We start from the raw sequence: 24799 nt of genomic DNA, 5'->3' as shown, positions 1-24799 counted from the left end.
ATTAATTCAGCTAGTCATTGGAAATACGGCCGAAGAGTATTTCATAATTGCTGCTCGCATCAACGCCTGTGGCGACAAACATCGGTTGATAGGTGTAAATATCCAGTAGAATTTCCGCTGGCCACTGGTCGTTGAATCCCGCCGTTCCCATTGTACCATCGGTAAATTGCTTACTGACTTCAACGGTACCATCGGCCGCGATGCGCCAGTACATAATGTCCCGGTCTCCACCACCATTGTCGATGGTGCCAATCGCATGCAAGGTGTTGTCTGGTTCCTTGCGCATGCTGTCAATGCGAACTGGGTTTGCTTCATTCAGCGTAATACCGGCCCCGAAGGTTGCATTGGCGGTGCCATCGGCGTCAACCGCATAGATTTTTGCATCACCTCCAGCCGTCACGGTGCTAACATAAATCGGGAACGACACTGACAGTTCAGAAGCGTATGCCCGCGAAAGTGCGGTCACTGCGTCATCGGGCAAAGACAATTCGCCATCGCTGTCAAAGCCGTTATTCAGCGAACCACCGGTTGAGGACAGGTTCACGGATACCAGACTGTCGCCGAGCGTCGACTCAATGGCAAACAGGTGGCGACCGTCACTGGTGTGGATGTGATCGACGACCTGCCCTTGTGCATTGGCTGTGGGAATGGTCCAGGAACCGCTGTTGAAAGCAGCCCTGACGTAACCGCCGCTGTCGAGTGACCAAACCACGGGGTAAGGGTTGCTGCTCACTTCGCGGTAGCCACTGGCAAAATAGTAGCCACTGTACGTTAGCATGTTGGTAGCGCGATCGTGATCGTTGAACGCACCTGTGTCGTAGGTTGAACTGCTGTAAAAGGTGGTTGCTGTGTAATAAAAACGCCAGGTCGCCAGGTCATCGTTGGTGGTATTGGCTCGACCGGCTCCGTACCAATAAGTGCTGTATAGGCTGATGTCGGCAAGGGTGTAAAGTGTGGGAGTCGATCCATTGCCGATATTGCTGATGTGTTGGCCATCCATGTCGATGCGGGTGAGGTTTACCTGAGGTGTAACCGCACTGTTATTAGCGGCGACCAGATAACGACCACTTTGATATTTCAGGGCAACCGCTTCGCCAGTGCTGGCGCCGGCAAAATTAATGGGGCCGAGGTATTCCAGTTCTCCAGAGGCCAATGGCGTCAGCGTAAAGCCAGTCCCCGTTGTGTATTCGCCGTCGTCTTCCACGGAGAAAATGGTGTAGCCCGACGCATTGCCATTGGTGGCAGACAAGTCTTCATAGCACTGTTCAGAAGCGCTGTTAACGGTGCCGGTAAAAATCAGCGTGCCATCGCTGGTCGTCGCAGGTGGCGTAGTGGCCTGGCTGCGGATTTCCACACGGTTAAAATGTGAATGGGAGGTCGGTACCCAGCAGAAGTAGTTACTGTTGTCTTTTTCCATGGTAAAGGAGAGGGTGGCGTCACTGATGGTCGCGTAATCCGTATAGGTTGAAACACTGACCCCGCTCGCCAGATTATTCGACGTGTCGCCAGCGACAACTAGGTAATAGTAATTTGTGTAAGCGCTCAAGCCGGTATCGTTATAACTGGTTTCACCGCCGGTCAATGTCGTGACCAGGTACGTGCCCGATTGGGTTGGTATTGCATTGACACGCCGATAAATACGCACCTGAGAGAAATCCGCATCACCTGGGTTCGTCCAGCTTACCGTGGTTTCGTAGTCGCCACCCACGACGGACGCCGCAGTCACGTTCGCCGGTGGGGTTAGGTCAACTGGTGTGGCGGATATCTGCGCGGCGAGGGAAAAATTACCCACCTCATCTTCGCTGAACAGACTGTATGAATAGGTCGTTCCGGCGCTGACCGCGTTGTCCGTATGGCTGTCCGTCGCACCGGCGATGGCAATAATCGCGACGCCGGTTCCGTCAGTGGCATTAACGGGGAAGCCGCCGACAGCGCGCCTGACATGTACGTTTACCGTGTCGTCGCCGGGGTTGGTCCAGCTTAATCCGATCTGCAGGTTAGTGTCCGTTACCGTCAGTCCGCTGACCGCGGCCGGAGCGATGGTGTCTTGTGGCTGCATGATGGGTACGTTGTATCCGGCAGAGACATTGCCGTCGGCGTCTTCGCTGAATATCGCGTAATAATAGTTTTGCAGGTTGGTCAGCCCGCTGTCGACATAGCTGCTGGTCGGAATAGACAGAGTCGCAACGGCGACACCACTGGACAGGGTTGTCGGGTAGCTGGTGGTGCTGCGTCGAATGTGGATCAAGGCAGTGTCTGCTTCAGGCGGGTTGTTCCAGCTCAGCGACACCTGCTCATCACCGGCAGCGCAGGTTGTACAAGACACCAGCGACGGTGGTGTTAAATCGACCGGCATGGCGCTGATGTCAGTACTGGAGGCGTTATTGAACACATCTAGTGAGAAAAACCGGTAAAAGTACGTGGTGTCGTTGGTCAGCGCTGTAGTATCGGAATAGCCCGTCGCGTTGCCCTCATAAACAGTTATCGCGGCAACATCGTTGGCATCGGTCGGATACACATCGTCCCGACGCAGAATCCTGACGCGATCAAAATCCGGATCGGGTGGCAACGCCCAGGTGAGGTCAACACGCTGATCCAAAGCAGTCGCACTGATATTGAACACAGAAACCGGCGCAGTGACGTCCACAGGATACGCGTTTATCTGTACCGCTGTGGAGGCATTGCCGTTGGCATCAACGGCGAACAGGCTATAAAAGTAAGTATCGCCATCGTCGAGATTAATGTCGGTGTAAGTTTGCGGAATACTGCCGCCACCGTCGTCGAGGCTGGCCGCTGAAAAATCACTGAACTCATCGACCGGAAATGCGGTTTTACTGCGACGCACAACAATTTTCTGCAGGTCTGGGTCAGACGGGTTGGTCCAATTCAGGGTGATCTGACCTTCACCGTTAATCACACTGACCGTGGAGACAGCGGCGGGTGGACTGGTATCGATCGGGGTCGCGGTCGTGGTGACGCGATTGGAAATGAGCCCGGCATTATCACGCACAAAAAAAGAGTAGTAATAGGTCGTGTCGTTCGTCAGCGAGGCATCATTATCAATGATATTACTGGTGCCAGCCGGTAGGTCACCACCATTGACTGCAACGCCATCAAGCGGGCTGGTGGGGAAGTCATCAAGGCGTCGGCGGATGCTGATAGCAGCAACATCCGGATCCAGCGGGTTGATCCAACTGAAGGTTACCTGTTGATCCGCGGGCGTCACGATCAGCCCGGTGATCGAACCGGGTGGGGTCAGATCCTGGGGTGTTGCGGTAACCTCGATAAAACTGGCGTTGTCAAACACATCCAACGAATAGAAGCGGTAGAAGTAATCGTTGCCGTTGATTAAACCGAGCGTATCGGACACCGATGTGCTGTTGCCTTCGTAAATCAGGTCTGCCAATGGATCAAAAGCATTCGTCGGATACACATCTCCCCGCCGCAACACTTTGACCCGGTTGAAGTCGGCGTTGGCCGGGTTGTTCCAGACAAAGTCGATGCGTTGATCAAGTTCATCGACCGTTGACAGACTGACCGTAGGCGGTGGGTCATTATCGACGGGTTGGCCGAGTAATGTGGTGGCCGCCGAGGCGTTATTGTTCGCGTCCAGCGCAAAGACGCTGTAGTAATAGTCTGTGAGGTTGATTAGTCCGACATCTGTGTAGGTTGTAGGGATGCTGCCCCCACCGGCGTCTAGACTCGCGACGGACTGACCGTCTTGAAACGTCAGCGGATAGGCTCCGGAGCTCTTGCGGATGACGATGCGATCGAGATCCGGATCAGGGGGATTGGTCCAGCTGAGGGTCACCTGTGCATTGCCGCTCACCAGTGAGGCCGCACTGACACTGGCCGGTGCTGTGGTATCAATTGGCGATGCTCCGGTGGTGACCCGCGACGAAATGAAGCCAGAGGTATCTCGGGCAAAAAAGGCGTAATAATAAATCTGACCATTCACTAAACCACTGTCCGTAACGGTTTGCACACCAGCGGCAACGGGGCTGCCCGCAAGCCCGATCCCGTCGGCTTCATTGGTGGGAAACTCATCGGCACGGCGGCGGATGATGACGTCCTGTAAATCGTTTTCTGCCGGTGTAGGATCGTTCCAGGTGAAGGTAATCTGCTGGTCCTGCTGCACAACCTGCAGACCAGTGATTGATTCCGGTGGGGTCGCATCTTGTGGCGTTGCCGTCGCGTTCAGCTCTGCAGAATCGCCGTTTTCGTTACGGTTAATCAGCACATAGTAATAGCTCTGGCCGTTGATCAGACCACCGTCTAGATAGCTGTTGGTCGCTGTGGTGAAAGGATTGCCTGACACCAGCACGCCAGATGCTAATGCGTCTGCCAAGCTCACGGTACTGCGCAGGATCACGGTGTCATCGATGTTGGTACTGGGGTTCGACCAAGTCAGGAAGATTTCATTCTCGCCGGCGTTGGCCGTAAAGCTGAGCGCTTCTGGCGCTGGGTCAGTGGTGACCGGTATAGCACTGATCGTGGCGAGATTTTCGTAGTTACCGTTGTCGTCCAGGGCAAAAGCGCTGAAAGTATACAGTTGATCATTCGTCATCCCGGTAAAGGAAGTACTGTTGCCCGGTGCCAGGATTTCATTGGCAGTAACCAGTGCATCGACGCTGAAAGCGGGCAGATCACCAAGCGTGTAGCCGACAACGGTTTTGGTGAAATCCGCGTCGGTGGGCAGTTGCCATTGCAGATCCACACGTTGGTCATCCGCAAACGCCAGCAGATTGGTAATCGGGGCCGGGGCGGTGTAGTCCGTCGCCTGACCAACGACAAAAGCAGGCAATGATTCATTGCCACTGCTATCGATAAAGTAGACGCCGTAATAGTAGGGCACATCATCTACGACGGTGGTGTCCGAATAAAACCGGACTGAGGCTGGTAACTCAATGGCGACACCATCGGCGCTGGTGACAATAGGTGCTTCGCTGCGCACCAGTTTGGTTTGTGTTACATCATCGGTATTGGCCGGTAAGTCCCAATACAACGAAATTTCTCCCTCGCCTGGCCGAATCGTGACGTTGCTTGGCGCGCTGGGGGGGATCCGATCCACGGTGCGCGCATAGACACTGATAGGCAGTGAATCGTTACCATTACTGTCGGTTGTAAAAAAAGAAAAATAATAGTTTGCGTTGGTGTCCAGACCTTCGACCGGGAACGACGTCAGCCGGCCGGGGGCGTGATCGTAAATTTTTGTGCCCTGACCGCTGTTTGCCGGGGCTTGATTGGTTGACATACGAATGCGGATAAAACTGGCATCCGTCAGGTTGGATTCGTCCCAGCGCAACAATACCGAATCTTCAAAGCCCTGTGCTTGTGCATTCTGGATCTGCACCGGTGGCAAGTCATCGCGCGGTGTCACCTGTAAAAAAATGTACCCACTTTGTGCACTGCTCGCCGGGTCGTAGGTTGCCAGCCAGATATTCTGCTGCGCGCCGTTTGCGAGACCGGTCAAGGCAAGCTGGCTTTGGCTGGCTGGCAAAATACCCGGTGTCGCACCAGGGTTGAGGGCCAGATAATTGGGGTCGGTACTGACATGGTAGTAAACCGACAAGCCGGTATTCTGTAAGGGTTGCCAGTTGAGTTGAACGCGACCGTCTCCCGGCGTCGCTTGCACATTGGCCAGGGTTTCCAGCCCAGCGCTTAAGGGGGTTGTGGCGCTCGCATTCAGTGCCCAGGCCACGTTAATGTTTTCAGCAAGATCGGTCGTGAACAGGCTGTAGTAGTAAGTGGTATCCGCCTGCGTGCCATAATGATTCAGTGATGTGGTGGCGGCTGATATTTTACTCAGCCGTTGGCCATCGTTGCTGGTGGCCGGCGGCGCGGTTGTCGACCATTGAATAATCACGTCAGTCAGATCACTGTCGTTGGGCACCGTCCAATTAAGTTCTACCCCGACCTCGATTGCATTGGCTGTGAAAACGGTTGCGCCAGGCGGCGGAATTGTATCGGTTGGTGTTGCCCTCAGTTTCGCCGGTATTGCGCTTGCGACCCCGTTTTTAACCGCGAACAGGGAGAAAAAGACTTCGTTGGCGCTGGAAGCAGTAAAGTTCAACGTAGTCATGTTCGCGGCGAGATCGAACCGTTGTTCGCCGTCAACCGTCACCGGCGTGTTTCGGTAGCCCAACGCACTGGTCACAAGAATCAGGCTATCAGCATAGCCCGAGGCATCGTCCCAGGTAAGATAGATTTCGCCTTCACCTGCCCCCGCCTGAGTGGCAAAACCGGTCGGCGTGACGGGTCGGATCACCGGCATCGGATGAGCTAACAGGGTGGCCGCTGTTGAGGCGTTGTCCTGCGCATCCAGCGAAAAGACAGAGTAATAGTAATCACGTTGCGACAGGCCCAAATCGTTATGAAACAGGTTACTGGTGAGCGTGTAACTGGTGTCATCCGCCAGCGCTTCCGTGTAACCGGGAAAGTGGTTAGGGTGCCGGGCCACCATATACTGGCTGACATCGTCGCTGTTTGGTGCAAGCCAGCTTAGCTGCACACTGTCTTCGTTGACCAGGGCTTCCAGTTGTCTCGGGGGCTCGGGCGCCAACTGGTCAACAAAGGTGACGGATACCGTGGTTAACGGGCTGGTTTGACCCAGAGCATCGGCCGCCACAAATCCATACACATAGTTGGTACCGCTGGTCACAGACCGATCTGAGTAAAAGTCGGTAGGTGCCTCGATGGTTGCAAGGGGCGTTAGCGTTGCAATGTCGGTAAACGCACTGGTTTCACGATAAAGCGTGATAGTCCGTAAATCGGTATCGGCGGGATTGAGCCAGCGCAGGTCCAGATAATCTTCGCGGATTGTCGTCGTGACGTTGGCGACCGCCGTGGGTGCACTGTCGTCAATCGAGGTGAGCGTGCGAATCGCAGCGGCATCGCTAGCGATGACCTGACCGTCACGCAGTTCAATAAATAACCGGTAATGTACGGAGTCAGCCAAAGGGGCTGCCGCGTCCAGATAGGCGGTGTCCCGACCTCGGTAGATTTCAGTACCGCCCCGGGCATCGGTAATGGGTGCCAGTGCCCGGCGGATTTTGTAGGCTGAGAGATTTTCAATGCCGGTTGTGTTCCAACTCAGTTCAACCTGGCCCACCACGTAGCGCCCGGTAAAATTCAGCTCAGTTGCCGTGTCGTCACCAGTGGTACCCGTGCCACCCCCAGTCGAACCATTGTCTGCGGTCCCACTATTGAACCCTCCACCGGTTACCGGATCCTGGATCGCCGACAACTGCGGTTCTCCAGTCGGAGTAGCGTTAACAGGCCCATCCGAACCGCCGCAGCCGGAGAGAAAGAATAGGGTTAACAGAAGAACCTGCGTCGATCGAACAGCGTCTAGCATTCCGTCCTACTTAAAAATTATCGAATTGGCGCAACCACAGCCTAGCTGGGTTGCCATAGATTGTCAGATAAGCCGTGTTACACTAATCGGCCGAAAATTAAAAATATTTACTATTTGGAACACCGTTTATGGTCAATAACTCAGCGCCTGTGGTGCTTGTCGATGGATCTTCCTACCTGTTTCGCGCTTATCACGCTCTGCCACCGCTCGAAAACGCCCAAGGCATGCAGACTGGCGCCATCAAAGGCGTTGTGTCGATGCTGCGCAATCTGATCAAGATGTATCCGGAAAGCCCGATAGCGGTTATTTTCGACGCCAAAGGCCCGACGTTTCGTAACGATATGTACGATCAGTACAAAGCAAACCGTCCGCCCATGCCTGAGGAGCTGCGTGAACAGATCGAACCGATACATCAATGTGTACGCGCCATGGGTTTGCCTCTGTTGTGTATACCTGGTGTAGAAGCGGATGATGTGATCGGAACGCTAGCGCAACAGGCCACTGCAGGTGGTCACGACTGTGTCATCAGTACCGGTGATAAGGACATGGCCCAGCTGGTGAGCCCTCACGTGTCGTTGATCAATACCATGAAAAACGAATTTCTGGACGTGGCAGGCGTCGAGAAGAAATACGGTTTCGGGCCAGACAAGATGATCGATTACCTGGCGTTAATGGGCGATAAGGTCGATAACATTCCCGGGGTGCCGGGTGTCGGCGAAAAAACTGCATTGGCGTTGATTCAGGGGCTGGGTGGACTGGATGACATATACAGCCGGTTAGATGAAGTGGCGACACTGACATTTCGTGGCGCTAAAACGATGGCCGCAAAACTGGAAGCCAACAAAGAACAGGCCTATCTGAGTTACCAATTGGCCACCATTAAACTGGATGTTGAACTTGATGTTCGGTTGCAGGAGCTGCAACCAGACCCGGTTGATAATGAGGCGTTGTTGGCGTTATTCGAGCAATTTCAGTTCCGTACCTGGATTCGAGAAATGAATGGGGATGATAGCCCCGCAGCCGACAAACCCGAAACGGCAAAAAAGATACAGACAGATGCCGCGCCATCGGTTCTCGACCCCGAGCAAGTGGATTATAAAGTAGTCACCGAATTGGACGATTTGGATGCCATTGTCGCCTCGGTACAATTGTCAGAACAATTGGCCTATTTGCCGGTGTTCGCCAAAGGGCACTATCTGCAGCCAAAATGGATAGGGTTGGCAATCGCCAGCGAGCCGGGTAAAGCCTGGTACATCGTGATGCAGGAGCAGGGTCAAACTGTCCTGGATGCTGCCAGTGTTTTCGTCAAACTGGCACCCTTATGGTCTGAACATCGCATTGAAAAAACCGGATACGATATTAAGGCGGATCATCATTGGTTTAATGATCTTGCTATTGAGCCTTCCCGGCTGGTTAATGACGTGCAGGTCATGGCGTTTGTGTACGACAGTACGCTGAAACGGGACAAATCTTTAAGCGCTCATTTTCCACATTTATCGTTAGATAATTTGGCCATTACTTATCTGAACAAACAGCCCAAGACGGTCGAAGATTTTCTGGGTAAAGCGGGTAAAAAACAACTGGCGGCCGATGAAGTAGCGTCAGCAGAGATCGGTGTGTGGTGGGCCGAACGAGTTGACTTCTTACTGCGCTTGGGTGTCTGGTTCCGGCAAGGTTTGGCACATCGTCAGCTGACGTCGGTATACGAAAAAATAGAACGGCCTTTGTCCCAAACGCTTGCTCAAATAGAAACCAATGGCGTTTGTTTGGATACCGAGTTCCTCAACGATTTAAGCCAGCAATTTAAAGCACGTTTAGCGGAAATTGAACAACAAGCGCACCAACTTGCCGGTACCGAGTTTAATCTCGACTCGCCAAAACAGTTGGCCGAGATTCTGTTTGAAAAGATGGCTTTGCCGGTCGTGGCAAAAACCGCCAGTGGTGCACCTTCGACGAATGAAGAAGTCTTGTCTGAACTGGCTGCCGAATATGAATTACCTCGGTTGATTTTACAGTCCCGTCATCTGCGTAAACTGGTGGGCACCTATACCGATCCGTTACCGACTATGGTTCAGATTGAAGACGGTCAAAGTCGTCTGCACACCACATACAATCAAACCGGTGCGCAAACCGGTCGACTGAATTCCAACGATCCGAATCTACAGAACATTCCGGTACGCAGTGATGAAGGGCGCTCCATTCGTAAAGCTTTTATTGCACCACCAGGTTACAAAATTGTGGCCGCGGACTATTCGCAAATCGAACTGCGCATCATGACGCATTTGAGCCAGGACGCGAACCTGATCAAGGCCTTCAAAGAAGGTAAAGATATTCACCGGGCTACGGCTGCCGAAGTGATGAACGTTCCCGAAGACGAGGTCACTAATGAGCAGCGCCGCTCTGCCAAAGCCATTAACTTTGGCTTGATTTATGGCATGTCTGCCTTTGGTCTGGCCAAACAATTGGGCATTTCACGAACCGATGCGAAAACCTATGTCGATGCCTATTTTGAACGTTACCCGGGCGTTCGCCGCTACATGGATGAAACGCGAGCGGAAGCCGCAGAAACCGGTTATGTGGAAACCGTGTTTGGCCGTCGCTTGTATTTACCGGGCATACAAAGTTCTAATCAGATGGTGCGCAAAGGCGCTGAGCGAACGGCCATTAACGCACCCATGCAGGGCACCGCTGCTGACATCATTAAAATGGCGATGGTGGATGTCGAAAACTGGCTGGAGTCCACTTCCCTGCGCGCCAAAATGATCATGCAGGTGCACGATGAATTGGTGTTCGAAGTGCATGAGCAGGATATGCAGGCACTGGTTGAAGGCGTCAGGTTCCGTATGCAACATTGCGCCAGCTTGGATGTGCCACTGATTGTCGATGTCGACACCGGAGCCTCCTGGGAGGAAGCCCATTGATGAATGGGCGGGGCGCAGAACCCGGTTAATCCGATACAGCGTACAGTGACCTCAGTGAACGGTCACTTGCGCTACCTGCGTTTATTGTCTTTATTTAACCATAGTGATTTTTTGGAGTTCCTATGTCGTTACCGTTGTTGATCGTCGATGACTCGAGCTTTGCTCGCAAACAGGTCATTCGTGCGTTGCCCAAAGAGTGGGAGGTCGAAGTTTCCCAAGCGGGCAATGGTGAGGAAGCGATCGCGCTGATTGAACAGGGCAAGGGCGAAGTGGTGCTGCTTGACCTGACCATGCCTGTGATGGATGGCTTCGCTGTACTGGAAGAAATCCGCGCCAAAGACCTGCCTGCCATTGTTATTGTCATCTCCGGCGATATCCAGCCAGAAGCGGAAGCCCGCGTCATGAAACTCGGGGCCGTTGCCTTCATCAAGAAACCTCTGGAGCCTGCTGTACTCAGTCAGGTGCTTCGAGATTTTGGCATTTACTCAGGCTAAGGGGCGTATTTTGACTGACGAAGTGTTAGACGAGGAACTCAGAGATTGTTTTCAGGAACTCAGTAACGTTGCCGTAGGTCGAGCAGCTGATTTACTGGCCCGCCTGTTAAATAATTTCGTCATCATGCCTATTCCGGTCGTTAATTTGTTAGAGCGTTCGGAATTAAGCATGGCGTTGTCGTCCGTTCAGGATGCGCAATCGGTGAGCGCAGTTTGCCAGGGGTTTACCGGGTCAAAAATAGCAGGTGAAGCCTTGTTGATTTTCAATGATGCCAGTTTTACAGATATGGCCGAACTGACGCATTTTAAGGGTGAGATCACTGAACAGATTGAACTTGAGTTATTGATGGATATCGCCAATATTTTGATCGGTGCCTGTTTAAAAGGCTTGGCTGAGCAGATTGATGTCAGCTTTTCTCAAGGGCAGCCTTATTTGCTGGGCCAGCATATTAATATCGATGAGTTGCTAAACAAAAATGGCGCGAGTTGGAAACGTCTTTTAACGATTGAATTGCCTTATCGTTTGGAGGGCCGTGCGGTTAATTGCGATCTTCTGTTGTTGTTTACGGAAGACAGTTTGAATGTTTTGCGCGATAAAGTCTCATACCTGCTGGAGTAATCATGAGTCAGGGACATCACGGTTTAGAGGAATTCCATTGGTTAATCGAGGTTATGCAAACCGTCGATGTCGGTGTACTTGTACTGGATTTGGAATACCGCGTCACCGCTTGGAACGGTTTTATAGAAAACAATTCCGGCATTGATTCCTCGGATGCGATGGGCAAATCATTGTTCGATGTATTTCCGGATTTGTCTGTAGAGTGGTTCAAACACAAAGGTGATACTGTAGTTCAATTACGTAACCGCGCCTTTACCACCTGGGAACAGCGACCTTTTGTTTTTAAATTTCGAAACAACCGGCCTATTACCGGTGTAACCGAATACATGTATCAGAATTGCACCTTTATTCCAGTGATTGGTACCACTGGAAGCGTGCAAAATTTGGCCGTTATTGTTTATGACGTGACCGATATCGCCGCCAGTAAACTTGAGTTAAAGGCCGCCAATGAACGGCTTGCTCAGTTGAGTCGGACCGATGGGTTGACTAAATTATTTAACCGCGGTTACTGGGAAACGTTGTTTGAAACGGAATTCATGCGTCAACAACGACATGTGCGCGACATGTGTTTGATTATGTTTGATATCGATCACTTTAAAAAAGTTAACGATACTTACGGCCATCAGGCCGGGGACGACGTGATTCGGGCTGTTGCCGAAGCTGTGCGCTCCAATTCGCGGGCGACGGATGTCGCTGGGCGTTATGGTGGTGAAGAGTTTGCCATTCTGTTGTTGGATTCTGATCTCGACAACACCTATGCCTTAGCCGAGCGTTTGCGAGCGTCCATCGCCAATACCGTGGTTAAGACAGAGGCTGGTGATTTGCAGGTGACAGTCAGCCTGGGGGTTGCACCATGGTCGGCGTCTTTTGCGCATCATGGCCAGTGGATCGAGGCTGCTGACCAGGCCCTATACCATTCTAAGCAGGCTGGCCGTAACCAAACGTCTGTTGCCTCCACTTGATGTGCATCATGGCAGATTATTCAACCCGAACTATGCTCAAAGACAACCATTAATATTGGGTTCGCTTATGAATAATGCCATTCTTCAAAAGCTCAATGCAGACCACAAAAACATCGCCAAGGTGATGTATTGTTTACGTGCGCAGATCAAAGGGTTTGAGGACCCCGACATTGAGCCCGCCATCGCCCAGATTATGGATATTTTGGACTACATTTCGACGGTTCCGGAACGCTGGCATCATCCGGTTGAAGACATTGTCTTTAAGAAACTTCTGGAGAAATCACCGCCTCACCCAGAACAGATCAAAGCCGTGTTACGCGAGCATGAAGATCTTGAACGACTGACCATGGAATTGAAAAACGCCTTTGAACGCGTTGCGATGGACATCGCCGTGCCAGTTGCGCATCTGTACCGAACAGCAACTATTTATCTGAGTCGCCAGATGCTGCATCTGGATGCTGAAGAAAGCGTTTTGTTCCCGATGGCAGAAGAATATCTGGAAGACTCGGATTGGACGGATATCGAAGAAGCGGCTCAGAATATTATTGGCGCGATGGAGGATACCTCTCGTTTGGAATATGACCACCTGTTGGATTCCATTATCAATTTTGAGGCAGGCTGATCCGAACGTCCGTAGAGAGCGTAAGTACCGCTGAAACGAACAGGGTGCGATTATGATCGGAAACTCAAAACTTTGGACTGCGCGTCTGGCTTTACAGGTAAGTATCGTGACCGCGGTATTCTGTACCGCCTTAATTTATATACTCAGACCGTTGGGGATCAGTCCCGATTTGTTGCCGGACGCGGGCCCCGCCTGGTATTACTGGAAACTTCCCGAGCCCACTTTCTGGACTCACTTTACCGCCTGGGCTGGTTACTTGCTGCACCAATTTTTTATCTGGGGTTTGATCTTCTACGCCCAACGAACAGCGCTTAAATACAGCAAACGTCTGCAGCCGATTAATGTGATTGCCTTGTTGGGAACCTTGGTGTTCGTGGCCCTGCATTGGGTTCAAACCGCCATTTGGTACGATGGTCTGGCGCAGGATGTGTCGGTGTTCAGCTCTCAAGGATCTGTGATCATTCTGCTGGTCATGGTTCTGGTGATGGAAAATAATCGACGGGGTTTGTTCTGGGGGAAGAAAATCCCTTTTATGGACGAGCCAGGAAGAGTGTTTAAACGCTATCACGGTTATGTTTTTGCGTGGGCAACCATTTACACTTTTTGGTTCCACCCGATGGAAAATTCCTCCGGCCACCTAATCGGGTTTTTATATACCTTTTTTATCATGATTCAGGGCGCGTTAATGTTTACCAGTATGCATGTGAATAAATACTGGAAGGTTACCCTGGAGGTGTTTGTCCTGTTTCACGGAACCATGGTAGCTTTCATGTTGGGGCAGGAAGCTTGGCCAATGTTTATGTTTGGATTTGCCGGGTTGTTTATTATTACGCAGATGCATGGGTTGGGTTTGAAAGACTGGCAGAAATGGCTGTTTCTGTCTGTTTACGTCGCAGGTATGGTGTTGGTTTATTCCGATCGCGGTTGGGCTCAATTGAATGAAGTGGTCCGTATTCCGATGATCGAATATCTACTGGCATTCCTTTTTGCTGGTGTCACCTGGGGTGGCATGAAGCTGGTAGGACGTTTTACTCGAGGGAAGGCCATTGCACCAGCGGTCCAATCCTAACGTTCCAGAATGATGGCAACCATTGTCGTTTGTAATAGTCGACGAAGCGGTCGTCGATCAGCAGAATCTGGCCTCGATCCGTTTCCGTTCTCACACAGCGACCTGCAGCCTGTAAAACCTTTTGCAGCCCTGGAAACAGGTAGGCAAAGTCAAAACCAGGGTGCTGTTGGCTATCCATAAGCTGACGAATCGCGTTATTGACATCATTCACTTGAGGTAACCCCGGCCCGACGATAACGACCTGCTCTAATTGAACACCGGGCAGGTCGATACCTTCTGAAAACACGCCGCCGAGAACCGTCATCATGGTGAGCCCCGTTTCTTGTTGAAAGCGACTGAGCGCCGCGTCCCGATCTTCCGTTTTCCAGGATGGGGATTGAATCAACAGGCTTGATTTCGTCGCCAGTGTCTGTGTGCAACTTTTTAATTGTTGATAACTGGAAAAGAAAACCATGCTGTTTTTTGATGAGTTAATCACCGTTTGTAACGTCTGTTGCAGCAATGACGCCAGTTGATGTCGATCAGCAAACCTCGTGGATACATCCGATGCAATAAAAACCTGATACTGCTCCGCGCTAAAAGGGGATGGTAACTCTTGTGTTACTGCCTGAGCTAAACCATTCAGAAAATTTGTGTAGGGCCAGGGTTTCAGAGTTGCACTGAACGCAACAACGTTGTTGACCAAGTTGTGTTTGCTCTGCAGTAAAGCACCGGGATTCAAGCACAGCAGCTCGACACTTCTTTCCTCAGGTTTTCCCTGTTGATAGCGCCACCGAAAATCCGTTGGGTTGGCCAATTCGTTTAACCGTGCAAAACGTGCGCAGGCGAAAATCAATTCTTGCCAATCACTGTCGGGTGTATAGCTTTGGTGGTCGCGCAGCAGTACCGGGCTTTGGGCGATAAAATCTCTTAATACGGCGCATAGTTGTGACGGGTTATCTGAACTAAGTTCGAGGGTTCTGTCCTTACAGGCTTTTCGCAGTGCGGATTGCAATTTACGTAAAGCTTTTTGGATACCGATAGGGGTTTTGCCAAGTAATTGTTGAATCAGCCGACCCTCGAATATATCGCTGAATATCATTCGCCCGCGGTCGATCAGATTGTGGCTTTCGTCAATTAACAGCGTCGCGTTGTTGTTGATCTCTTTCAGCAGATAAGGTTGTACCGCGGTTGTATCATAAATGTAGTTCAAATCAGCCACGACGATGTCCGACCAAATCGCCCAGTCCTGACTTATGTAGTACGGACAGATACTATTTTTTTCACCGAATTGTTTCAGCGCTTCATCGTGCCAATGCGTTTGCGAAAACAATTGATCACGCAGACGTCCGCGTTTGCCGTAATAGTCTTCAGCGTAAGGGCAATAGTCACCGTCGCAAACCGAGTCTTGTTGCAGGCATAGGCGTTTTTTTGCAGACAAATAAACATTGGTGAGGTGTTTGTCAGGATCCAGTTTTGTTAGTGCTTGTTCGGCGGCTTCCCGTCCGGTGGTTTTCATGGTCAGAAAAAACAGACTCTGCGTTTGTGCTTTCGGCATGGCTTTCATGGCGGGGAACAGTGCCGCGAGCGTTTTTCCAGTACCGGTCGGGGCTTCGATGGTGACGTGCTTGCCCGTGCAGCAAGCTTTGTAAACAGCCTCCGCCATTTGCCGTTGACCGTCGCGCATGGTTGGAAATGGGAACCTGAGCTGATTCAGAAAAACGGCGCGATTCTGTCGCTGTCGAAGTAATTTCTGCAGCCAAATGTCGTATCGGGCACAATAGGTAATCAGTTGGTCGATGAGTTCTGTGCGTTGCCAGGTTTCCGATTCTGGCCATTGTTGTAAGGTCTGTGGATGAACATAGGTGACGATGATCTGTATTGAGTCACTGGTGGGGCTCGACAGCGCGTATAGAGCGCCGTAAATTCGCGCCTGTATTCGATGCAGTTCCTTCGCACTGTCTGGTATTTCTTGTGCGGGAATTCTCGACGTTTTTATTTCTTCGATGCCATCCTCGAAAACGCCGTCTGCTCGACCACTGATTTTCAACGCAAAATCGCGACACTGCCATAGGGTGCTTAAGCTGACTTCCGCGCGATATTCTCCAGAGCGAGAGGTCTGCGTAAGCTTATGGGTTTGTTGGCCCTCAAAGGCCGAAGGTGAAGGGCGAAAACTGCCAATCAGGTTGCCTTGAGTCTGGTTGAAGTCAGCCAGGGCACGAACACTGACGGTAAAGGTTTCAGTCTTCGGCATAGCGGACATAACAGACTTCGGCGTTAATGTTGTTTTGCTGAAAAACAGTTAACCAGGCAATTTGATTGTCTTGTAGTTTGTCGCCAGGACCTTTGATTTCGATAAAGCGATATTGACCATCATTGACTTGAAAAAGATCCGGAAAGCCAGATCGATGATGACGGATGTCCGACAGAATATGATTGAAGATCGCCTGCCATTGGTGGTGAGAGAGTGCATCAAAGCAGGTCAGCACCAAATCCAGAGACAGTGCAGACCAATTGACGAAAGGGTTGCGCAGCCCGTTTTTTTGTTGCCAGTGGCTTTGGATTGCCTCTCGCCATTGTTCCAGAGAATGTCGGGCAATGTCGTCCAGAATAGCTTTTCGCCGTAAGGAAAATTCCGCTTCGGTTAAATCGGTTGGACCACTTTGAAAAGGGTGGTGCCAAACACCGGAGACATCCGCAAAAATGGCCGGCCAGTAAATTAGCCCGAACACGGCCATCGGCAATTGATTCTCCAACCAAACGGAACCGTTAAAATGCTCTGTGGCCAGCTGTTCAACACAGCTGTCACCTTTGGGCCAAGTGACCTGAAAATCTTTAATCAGCGGTTTGCCTTGAACGATTTTTTTGAGCCCCAATTTGTCTCGAACTTTATTGGCGAACCGTCGATAGAACTGCGGTTCGTCAGTCGACAGCGGATTGTCGGCAATGGCTTGTAAGATATTCCAGGCTTCTTCATATCTTTCAAGTTTAAACAGAATTCTGGCTTTGCGTTCACGACTGGGCGGTTGATCGTTCGTTTGAAAAAGTGTCAACGCTCGCTCCAATTCGCCCAGCTGCTCCAGTCGATACGCGATTCGGTTCAACAGTCTGTGCCATTTGTGCGCCAGGTTTTCAGGTAACACCAGCGCTTCAGCCGCCTCAGCCAATATATTCAAATTTGACCAATCTTTGCTGTCATTGAGCAGATAAAAGTCTGCGGACAAGTCCTGCAGCGCGATCAGCTGTTCAATATCTTCAGCACGATTGAAAAGGCGATTGCTCTTATCGAGGCGGTATTGCTCGTATTTGAACAGCCCAAGGTCTTCGAGAATGAACTCCGTCAGATCCTGTCGCGCATTACCAAAATACATCAGCTGTAGGCGTCTGACCGTTTCATAGTGACACGGTGTAATAACGGGTTCTTCCACGCCCCATTCGGAGCAGGTTCTTAATTCATCGTCATCTATCCAAGCGTCAACCAAGTCCGCCTTGCGACACTTAGGATCGTCGCTGAAAATTTCTCGGCTCACAGCGATGGGTAGCAGTTCTACCATCTCATATCCAAAGACGACAGGATTAAGTTCCACCAGTTCTGCAATGACCAGCTCACTCACCGCGCCTTCTAAATCCGTCACTTCGGCATAGTTCAGCTTGTGAACAAGGAAATTTGGCCCTTTGCGGAGATACAGCCGAACCAAAAGTCGAGCCGCCTGATCGGTGCATTGATTTAATCGATGAATAAAGGCTTGATCCTCCGCATTGAGGATATCCGCATACCGCTCAGCCACAACCTGAACCATCTGCCTGAAATAGTTTAGGTAATAATCTGGCGGCGGAATATGCGGTGTCATGTTTGTTTTTGTAATTCGTTGAGCCACGATTGCAGAATGATTTGGGCGGCAATAGAGTCGATGTCCGCCTTTTTTGCCTTATTCATTGACATCCCGTCACCCAAATGATGAAAGGCTTCCCGGGTGGTCAATCGCTCATCCGCCGGTTCCGCAGGGAGTCCATAGCGTCCGTGCAATCGTTTGCGGAACTTATGGGCTCTGACAGTCATCTGCGATTCGCTGCCGTCCATGTTGTAGGGAATGCCAACCACGAAACCGGCTGGCTGCCACTCTTTGACCAGTGAATCGATATCAGCCCAATTGGGTATGCCGTCCCTGGCACGGATGGGTTTCAGTTTCGATGCTGTAAAGGTTTCTGTCTGGCCTGAGGCAACGCCGATCCAGCCCAATCCCCAATCAAAACCAAGCCAGAGTTTAGCCATCGGCTAAGCCAAAGCTATTGTCGACCCTGAATTGCCAGGTTCGGATGATTTCCAGAACATCATATTCGTCCAGCATTTCAGCGTTGAACTCGGTGAAGGGCGCTGCCAGATAAACAATCTGTTTGGCGGCTTGATCCAACATAGTGTGGCCACTGGAACCGGTAACCTGCACAGAGCGCAACGTTCCGTCTGAGTTGATGGAGACAGCCAGACGGACCGAACCACTGATGCGCTGTTTACGAGCTGCTTCTGGATAATTCTGGTTTCCGATACGTTCTACCTTATCCAGCCAGTTGAAGATGTAGTTGGCGTCAGTGGCTCTTTTCGTCGAAACGGCAGTAAGGGTGCGGACTCTGGGGCGTTTCGCGTAAGATTGTCGGCTTTCATCCAGCAGGGCTTTTAATGTCGATACATCTGTAATGTTGTTCAAAATGAGCCGCTCATCGGTTTGTACCGGTTGTTCGGCGCTGCCGTCGTCTTGGCTGACCGCCAGGGCTGAATGGTCCGAACGAGCATTGGTGGCAATGATACGGTCGTGACTGACGCTCAACTGAGAAAAGGCAATCTGCTGAATCGTCGGCGTGGTATGGAAGATCTGGTTGTCTTCAATGTCGGCCAGTTCGGTTGTTTTCAACAGTGCTTTGTCTTCCAGCGTACCACTGCCCTGTTGATCAGCGTCCGCCAGAAAGTCCGCATCTTCATCGCGAACATGATCGTCGCTTCGGTGCAGGCTTAACGTGACATCTAAGGTAGGGCTGCGGCTGGTACTGACATCATTTTTGAAGCCAATGCCAAATATCAATAACGCATGCAGCGCCAGTGCCAGAAAGACGGTAAAACTTAATCTGTCAAAGGCACCGACGCGTGCCGCCTGATTACTCATGTTGCTTTATTTCTCTAAGTGACTTTCAATGGCCGACATTAACAACCCGGCGATATCCGTATCGTAAGCAGCGTCAATCTCCCGGATACAGGTAGGGCTAGTGACGTTTACCTCGGTCAGATAATCCCCGATTACATCGAGACCGGCAAATATTAAACCACGTTTTACCAATTCAGGAGCGACCTGGTTGGCAATCCAGCGATCTCGTTCAGTCAACGGCTGCGCTCGACCTGTGCCTCCAGCGGCCAGGTTGCCCCGGGTTTCGCCCTTGGCCGGCAGACGGGCCAGGCAATAGTCAACGGGAACGCCATTAACAACTAATATCCGCTTGTCTCCGTCCTTAATCTCTGGAAGGTACTTCTGTGCCATGATCTGCTGTTGGCCATGTTCGGTCAGGGTTTCAATAATGACGCTGACATTGGGATCATCGTGTTTTAAGCGGAATATAGCGCTACCGCCCATGCCATCCAGTGGCTTGAAAATGACGTCCTGATGTTCTGCGTGAAACGCCTTCAGCAACGAGGCGTCCCGGGTGACCAGGTGTGGCGGTGTACATTGTGGAAATGCAGTAGCAAACATCTTCTCATTGCAGTCTCGAAGGCTTTGGGGTTTGTTGACGACCAATGTTCCGTCCTGCTCAGCACGTTCGAGAATATAGGTGGCATAGATGTATTCATTGTCGAAAGGGGGATCCTTGCGCATTAATATCACGTCAAAGTCCGCCAATTTAATGTCACTGGTGCTGCCCAGGTCATAAAAATGGTCGGGGTCTCGGAACACTGTTAATTCAGTTGCTTTGCCATAGGCTACACTGTCCTTTAAATAGAGGTCTGACATGGTCAGATAATGCAGCGACCATTTCCGATCCTGAGCAGCCCAAAGCATGGCCAACGAGCTGTCTTTTTTGTAGTTGGTCTGTTCGATGGGATCCATCACAATTGCCAGCTTGATGCTCATAATTTAATCCGTTTTTCTGTGGTGGCACACATGTTAAATCAATACGCGCTGAGTCAAAATAACTTTCTTTACAACCAGTTATAGCGATAAGTTAGAATCTATGATAAAAGTGATCCGTTATAAGGCGGTGACAATGTACCTTAGCTGAACACGAAACCTGTGTTAGGCTAATGTCTTGCTGTTGGTTGAATTTCCAACCGACATTTGCGACCGTAACTAAATATAGAATAACAGCGCTTACCCTTGGGACGATCTATGGATACAAGTTTTGAAAACCTGAAAGTCATGGTGATTGATGACTCCAAGACGATACGCCGGACCGCAGAGACTTTGTTGAAAAAGGTCGGATGTGAAGTTATTACGGCGACAGACGGTTTTGATGCGCTGGCTAAAATTGCTGATTCGAAGCCAGACATCATTTTTGTCGACATCATGATGCCGCGATTGGACGGGTATCAAACCTGTGCGCTGATCAAGAATAACAGTGCCTTTAAAGAAACACCTGTAATCATGCTTTCAAGCAAGGATGGGCTATTTGATAAAGCAAAAGGACGTATAGTGGGTAGTGATCAATATTTAACCAAGCCGTTTGGCAAGGAAGAATTGTTGGGCGCTATTCGTGATTACGTAAAATAACAATATGTTACCTAACTTTTTTAGCCTATTGCCAAACTTAAAGGTTTTTTAATATGCCACGTGTATTAATAGTAGATGATTCACCAACCGAAACCTATGCATTTCAGGGCATGCTGGAAAAGCATGGTTATGAAGTGCTGACCGCAGACAATGGAGCAGACGGCGTTGCTTTAGCTCGTCAAGAATTGCCAGATGTTGTCCTTATGGACATCGTTATGCCAGGATTGAACGGCTTCCAAGCCACTCGACAATTGACTAAGGGTGCCGATACTGCCCATATACCGGTTGTTATCGTGACCACAAAAGATCAGGAAACGGATCGAGTGTGGGGTCGACGTCAGGGGGCTTCTGGCTATCTTGTGAAGCCAGTCTCTGAAGATGAGCTGTTGAAAACCATTGAGGCAGTCATGGCAGGAAAAACCTTAGGGTAATGACCATGTCTGAATTGTCTCCCATTGACCTGTTACGTGAACTTGAAACCAGAGTTCGATCGACAGCCCTGGGTTTGCCGGAACAGGAAGAGATTACCGAAACCTTCAGCGGTATCGGATTTCGTATAGGGGCGCATTTTTTTGTGTCCCCAATGTCCGAAGTGACTGAGCTACTGCGGGTGCCCGCCTTTACTCGCTTGCCGAATGTGAAGCCTTGGGTGTTAGGCGTGTCAAATATCCGGGGCCGCTTGATTCCCCTGATCGATCTCAACGCTTTTTTCTCCTACGAAAGCAGTGATCCTATTCGTACCCGAAGAATTTTGGTAATTGAGCAAAATGAACAAACCGATGGTTTAGTCGTCGACGGCGTGGAAGGTATGCAGTATTTTGCTGCCGACAGCTTCGATGAGACTGTACCGGAAATACCGAATGACCTGAAACCTTTCGTTTTGGGTCATTTTGTTAAGGATAGACGAATTTGGTCGCGATTCAGCATGAAAGCGTTAAGTGACCATGAACAATTTCAGGAAGTTGCAGTTTAATCCTGAAGTTGAATTTATAACGATTAGTTAAACAGATGGCAGCCAGAGGCCGAACTGGAGTTCAAAATGAAGCATAGAGCCGGAAACCTACTGACTATTCTAGGTACTAACCGACTTCTCAGTATTTTACTGGCGAGTTTGTTGTTGGTGATCCTGGCCGCGGTAGCGGTAGTCGTACAGGTTGGAACCTTAACTCGATATGATACTGAGTTTTTTGAAAACGCAGGGGAATTACGCGTACTGTCGCAGGAAATTGCGAAAAACGCATCGGAAGCCTCAGCGGGTAAAGAGGAGGCCTTCTCTTTGCTTCAAAAAGCCCGTGCAGAATTCGAAATTCGCTGGAATTACATTCTGCAAGGTAACCCGGTTAGCCGTTTGCCTGCGATCAGCGAACATGCCCCGGGGGTTAATGTCAATGACCTAGGTAATGTCTGGATTCGAGTCAGTGACGCGGCGGACTTAATTGTTGAGTCTCGTGACACGATTATCGCCCTGCATACCACGGCAAATACTCTGGCCGAACGTATTCCTGAGTTACAGGTTGAATACGATGAAGTTATTGAAATCCTCTTGGAGAACGATGCCAGTCCGGCGCAGGTAGCGGTGGCGCAACGTCAGTCTTGGTTGGCTGAACGTATTGTCCGGTCGATCAACAAGGTATTGGTGGGTGGTGAAGGTGCCGTAATGGCCGCCGACTCTTTTGAACGCGATGCGGTTTTGTTTGAACGCGTACTTGACGGTATGCGATTCGGCAACCCGAACCTCGATATTGAACAGATCAAAGACCCAGAGGCTGCAACCTCACTGGAAAGTATTGCTCAGATTTTCGAAGTGGTTTCCGGTTCTGTCACACAGATCATGGCAACCTCGCCAGAGCTGTTCCAGGTACGTGAAGCTTCCGGCACTATTTTCTCTGACTCTCAGGCACTGCTTGAATTATCTTCCGATCTTGCTGGTCAGATTCAGGTGGCTGCGGACACCCGTTGGTGGAATCAAAATATCGTCCTGTTCTTGGGTATCGCCGCATTGTTCCTGATCGGTGGCGCGGTATTCGTTATTATCCGCGATACTCAGATGGACTTGCATACAACAGCAGAAACCAACGAACAGAACCAAAACGCTATTTTGCGCTTACTTGATGAATTGGCTGACCTTGCTGACGGTGACTTAACAACTCAGGCAACAGTAACCGAAGACTTTACGGGTGCGATCGCCGACTCTATTAACTTCGCGATCGACCAGATGCGTTCCTTGGTATCGTCCATTAATACAACGGCTGTGCAGGTTTCATCTGCAGCCCAGGAAACGCAGGCAACTGCGATGCACCTTGCCGAAGCTTCCGAACATCAGGCGCAGGAAATTGCTGGCGCGTCCGCGGCGGTAAATGAAATGGCTGTGTCTATTGACCAGGTATCAGCTAACGCCGCCGAATCAGCGGCGGTTGCGGAGCGATCGGTTGCGATCGCGAAGAAAGGTGCCGACGTGGTACAGGCAACTATCAACGGCATGGATAACATCCGTGAACAGATTCAGGAAACCTCAAAACGTATTAAACGATTGGGTGAATCGTCACAGGAAATTGGTGATATTGTATCCCTGATTAACGACATTGCTGACCAGACAAACATTCTGGCTTTGAACGCAGCGATCCAGGCATCTATGGCGGGTGACGCGGGTCGAGGCTTCGCGGTTGTTGCCGACGAAGTACAGCGACTTGCAGAACGTTCATCTGCGGCGACTAAGCAGATTGAAGCCCTGGTAAAAACCATTCAGAACGATACCAACGAGGCCGTTATTTCGATGGAACAAACGGTTGCCGAGGTGGTACGTGGAGCTCGATTAGCACAAGACGCGGGTGTTGCTCTGGAAGAGATCGAGAACGTATCCAAGAACCTTGCGGACTTGATTCAAAACATCTCGAACGCAGCCCGCCAACAGGCATCGTCTGCTGGTCACATCTCAAATACGATGAACGTTATTCAGGAGATTACCTCACAGACGTCTGCCGGTACGACGGCGACCGCGAAATCGATTGGTAACTTGGCGCAATTAGCAAATGACCTTCAATCGTCAGTTGCCGGTTTCAAACTGCCAGAGAATGACGACGATCTGGATTCGTTGTCTATCCCTGAGTTAGATGAGGAAATGGTTTCTGTCGGCTAAGCCGGCAGATACCTTAACTAGGCATCACTATGGCCGCTTCTGTTAAACAATCTCCGGAACTCTCGGATGCGGCCTTTGCAACCTGGCAAGACATCATTGAAGATCGATTAGGTCTTCAATTGCCAGAGCAACGCAGAAGTTTTCTGAAAACCTGTTTGTCGATTCGCATGCGCGAAATCGGTTTCGATGACTACCTCGGCTATTACCGATTCATTTGTGAAGGTGATGCGGGGCTCATCGAATGGAACCTGTTGATCGATCGGTTAACAGTTCAGGAAACCAGGTTTTTCCGAGACCCCTCTGCTTACGCCTTAGTGAAAGATCATCTCAAACGTCGAGTTAAAGAAAGCAATCGTCCACTGAGTTTATGGAGTGTCGGCTGTTCTACTGGTGAAGAGACCTATAGTCTAGCGATGCTGACCTCTGAAGTGTTGAACCGGATGGATGAAGGCAGCCAGGTGAGGTTCGGTATTACCGGAACCGACGTCAGTAAGAAAGCGTTGGATCAGGCGGCTGTTGGGTTATACACGGCACGTCGACTGGAATTGGTTGACGACCGACTGGAAGAGAAATACTTCCGCAAAATTGGTGACAAGTATCAGGTTGTTCAGCAAGTCAGAGATCGGGTGTGTTTTATCCGACTCAATCTACTGGAACTGGCACGGTCTCCGATTCGAAATTTGGACGTGATCTATTGTCAGAATGTTTTGATCTATTTTCGCAAATGGCGAAGAAAGGACATTGTGACTGAGTTGGCTAATCGTTTGGCGCCTGGTGGTATGTTAGTGCTCGGGTTAGGAGAAATGGTTGATTGGTCTCATCCAGATCTTCTGAGAGTGCCGGGTGAACGTGCGTTAGCCTATTTAAAACGAAAATAACACACGAGGAATT

General features: G+C 50.6%; 17 protein-coding genes. 11 read left to right on the top strand and 6 right to left on the bottom strand.

Annotated features, from left to right (window positions below; all coding sequences use genetic code 11):
• Nucleotides 1–10 precede the first annotated feature (10 nt).
• Nucleotides 11–7357 (bottom strand): hypothetical protein, encoded by a 7347-nt coding sequence (locus IYN85_RS19520; RefSeq protein WP_196160629.1) that lies wholly within the window; start codon nt 7355–7357, stop codon nt 11–13.
• Between the two features lie 128 nt (nt 7358–7485).
• Between IYN85_RS19520 and polA the strand changes: the two genes are divergently transcribed.
• The 6 genes from polA (at nt 7486) to IYN85_RS19490 (ending at nt 14044) form a co-directional block, all read left to right on the top strand.
• Nucleotides 7486–10278 (top strand): DNA polymerase I, encoded by a 2793-nt coding sequence (polA, locus tag IYN85_RS19515; RefSeq protein ID WP_196160628.1) that lies wholly within the window; start codon nt 7486–7488, stop codon nt 10276–10278.
• A gap of 122 nt (nt 10279–10400) precedes the next feature.
• Nucleotides 10401–10772, top strand: coding sequence for a response regulator (locus tag IYN85_RS19510; RefSeq protein WP_196160627.1), 372 nt, complete (start codon nt 10401–10403; stop codon nt 10770–10772).
• A gap of 10 nt (nt 10773–10782) precedes the next feature.
• Nucleotides 10783–11391, top strand: coding sequence for a histidine kinase (locus IYN85_RS19505; RefSeq protein ID WP_196160626.1), 609 nt, complete (start codon nt 10783–10785; stop codon nt 11389–11391).
• Nucleotides 11392–11393: 2 nt separating this feature from the next.
• Nucleotides 11394–12353 carry a sensor domain-containing diguanylate cyclase gene (locus IYN85_RS19500; RefSeq protein ID WP_196160625.1) on the top strand — a complete coding sequence of 320 codons (960 nt, stop codon included), beginning with the start codon at nt 11394–11396 and terminating at the stop codon, nt 12351–12353.
• Nucleotides 12354–12420: 67 nt separating this feature from the next.
• A complete protein-coding gene (locus tag IYN85_RS19495; RefSeq protein WP_196160624.1) occupies nt 12421–12975 on the top strand; it encodes a hemerythrin domain-containing protein in 555 nt (184 codons plus the stop codon).
• Nucleotides 12976–13027: 52 nt separating this feature from the next.
• The gene (locus IYN85_RS19490) at nt 13028–14044 is read left to right on the top strand and encodes a hypothetical protein (protein ID WP_196160623.1); all 1017 of its coding nucleotides are present in this window, start codon (nt 13028–13030) and stop codon (nt 14042–14044) included.
• On the opposite strand, the gene IYN85_RS19485 is transcribed toward IYN85_RS19490, so the two are convergent.
• From IYN85_RS19485 to gshB, 5 genes are read right to left on the bottom strand one after another with little or no spacing between them, the layout of a single operon-like run.
• On the bottom strand, nt 14004–16286 hold the full coding sequence (locus IYN85_RS19485) for an ATP-dependent DNA helicase (RefSeq protein WP_196160622.1): 2283 nt from the start codon (nt 16284–16286) through the stop codon (nt 14004–14006). The two genes, IYN85_RS19490 and IYN85_RS19485, sit on opposite strands and share 41 nt — an antisense overlap.
• A complete protein-coding gene (locus IYN85_RS19480; protein ID WP_196160621.1) occupies nt 16264–17874 on the bottom strand; it encodes a VRR-NUC domain-containing protein in 1611 nt (536 codons plus the stop codon). The genes IYN85_RS19485 and IYN85_RS19480 overlap by 23 nt, the downstream gene beginning before the upstream one ends.
• Nucleotides 17871–18296 (bottom strand): Holliday junction resolvase RuvX, encoded by a 426-nt coding sequence (gene ruvX, locus IYN85_RS19475; protein WP_196160620.1) that lies wholly within the window; start codon nt 18294–18296, stop codon nt 17871–17873. Before ruvX ends, IYN85_RS19480 begins: the two co-directional genes overlap by 4 nt.
• On the bottom strand, nt 18289–19179 hold the full coding sequence (locus IYN85_RS19470) for an energy transducer TonB (RefSeq protein WP_196160619.1): 891 nt from the start codon (nt 19177–19179) through the stop codon (nt 18289–18291). The genes ruvX and IYN85_RS19470 overlap by 8 nt, the downstream gene beginning before the upstream one ends.
• 6 nt (nt 19180–19185) lie before the next feature.
• Complete coding sequence (gene gshB, locus IYN85_RS19465; RefSeq protein WP_196160618.1) at nt 19186–20136, bottom strand: glutathione synthase; 951 nt, start codon at nt 20134–20136, stop codon at nt 19186–19188.
• A 255-nt stretch (nt 20137–20391) separates the two neighbouring features.
• Between gshB and pilG the strand changes: the two genes are divergently transcribed.
• The 5 genes from pilG (at nt 20392) to IYN85_RS19440 (ending at nt 24786) form a co-directional block, all read left to right on the top strand.
• Nucleotides 20392–20772, top strand: a complete 381-nt coding sequence (gene pilG, locus IYN85_RS19460) for a twitching motility response regulator PilG (RefSeq protein ID WP_196160617.1) — start codon at nt 20392–20394, stop codon at nt 20770–20772.
• 53 nt (nt 20773–20825) lie between these two features.
• Nucleotides 20826–21203, top strand: a complete 378-nt coding sequence (gene pilH, locus IYN85_RS19455) for a twitching motility response regulator PilH (RefSeq protein ID WP_196160616.1) — start codon at nt 20826–20828, stop codon at nt 21201–21203.
• 5 nt (nt 21204–21208) lie between these two features.
• Entirely contained in the window at nt 21209–21745 is a 537-nt protein-coding gene (locus IYN85_RS19450; protein ID WP_230390872.1) for a chemotaxis protein CheW, read from the top strand.
• Nucleotides 21746–21811: 66 nt separating this feature from the next.
• Nucleotides 21812–23908, top strand: a complete 2097-nt coding sequence (locus IYN85_RS19445; RefSeq protein WP_196160614.1) for a methyl-accepting chemotaxis protein — start codon at nt 21812–21814, stop codon at nt 23906–23908.
• Between the two features lie 29 nt (nt 23909–23937).
• Complete coding sequence (locus IYN85_RS19440) at nt 23938–24786, top strand: protein-glutamate O-methyltransferase CheR (protein WP_196160613.1); 849 nt, start codon at nt 23938–23940, stop codon at nt 24784–24786.
• The last annotated feature ends 13 nt before the right edge of the window (nt 24787–24799 follow it).

Source organism: Reinekea sp. G2M2-21 (assembly GCF_015687175.1).
Lineage (GTDB): Bacteria > Pseudomonadota > Gammaproteobacteria > Pseudomonadales > Natronospirillaceae > Reinekea.
This window is presented reverse-complemented; position numbering and strand designations above follow the sequence as displayed.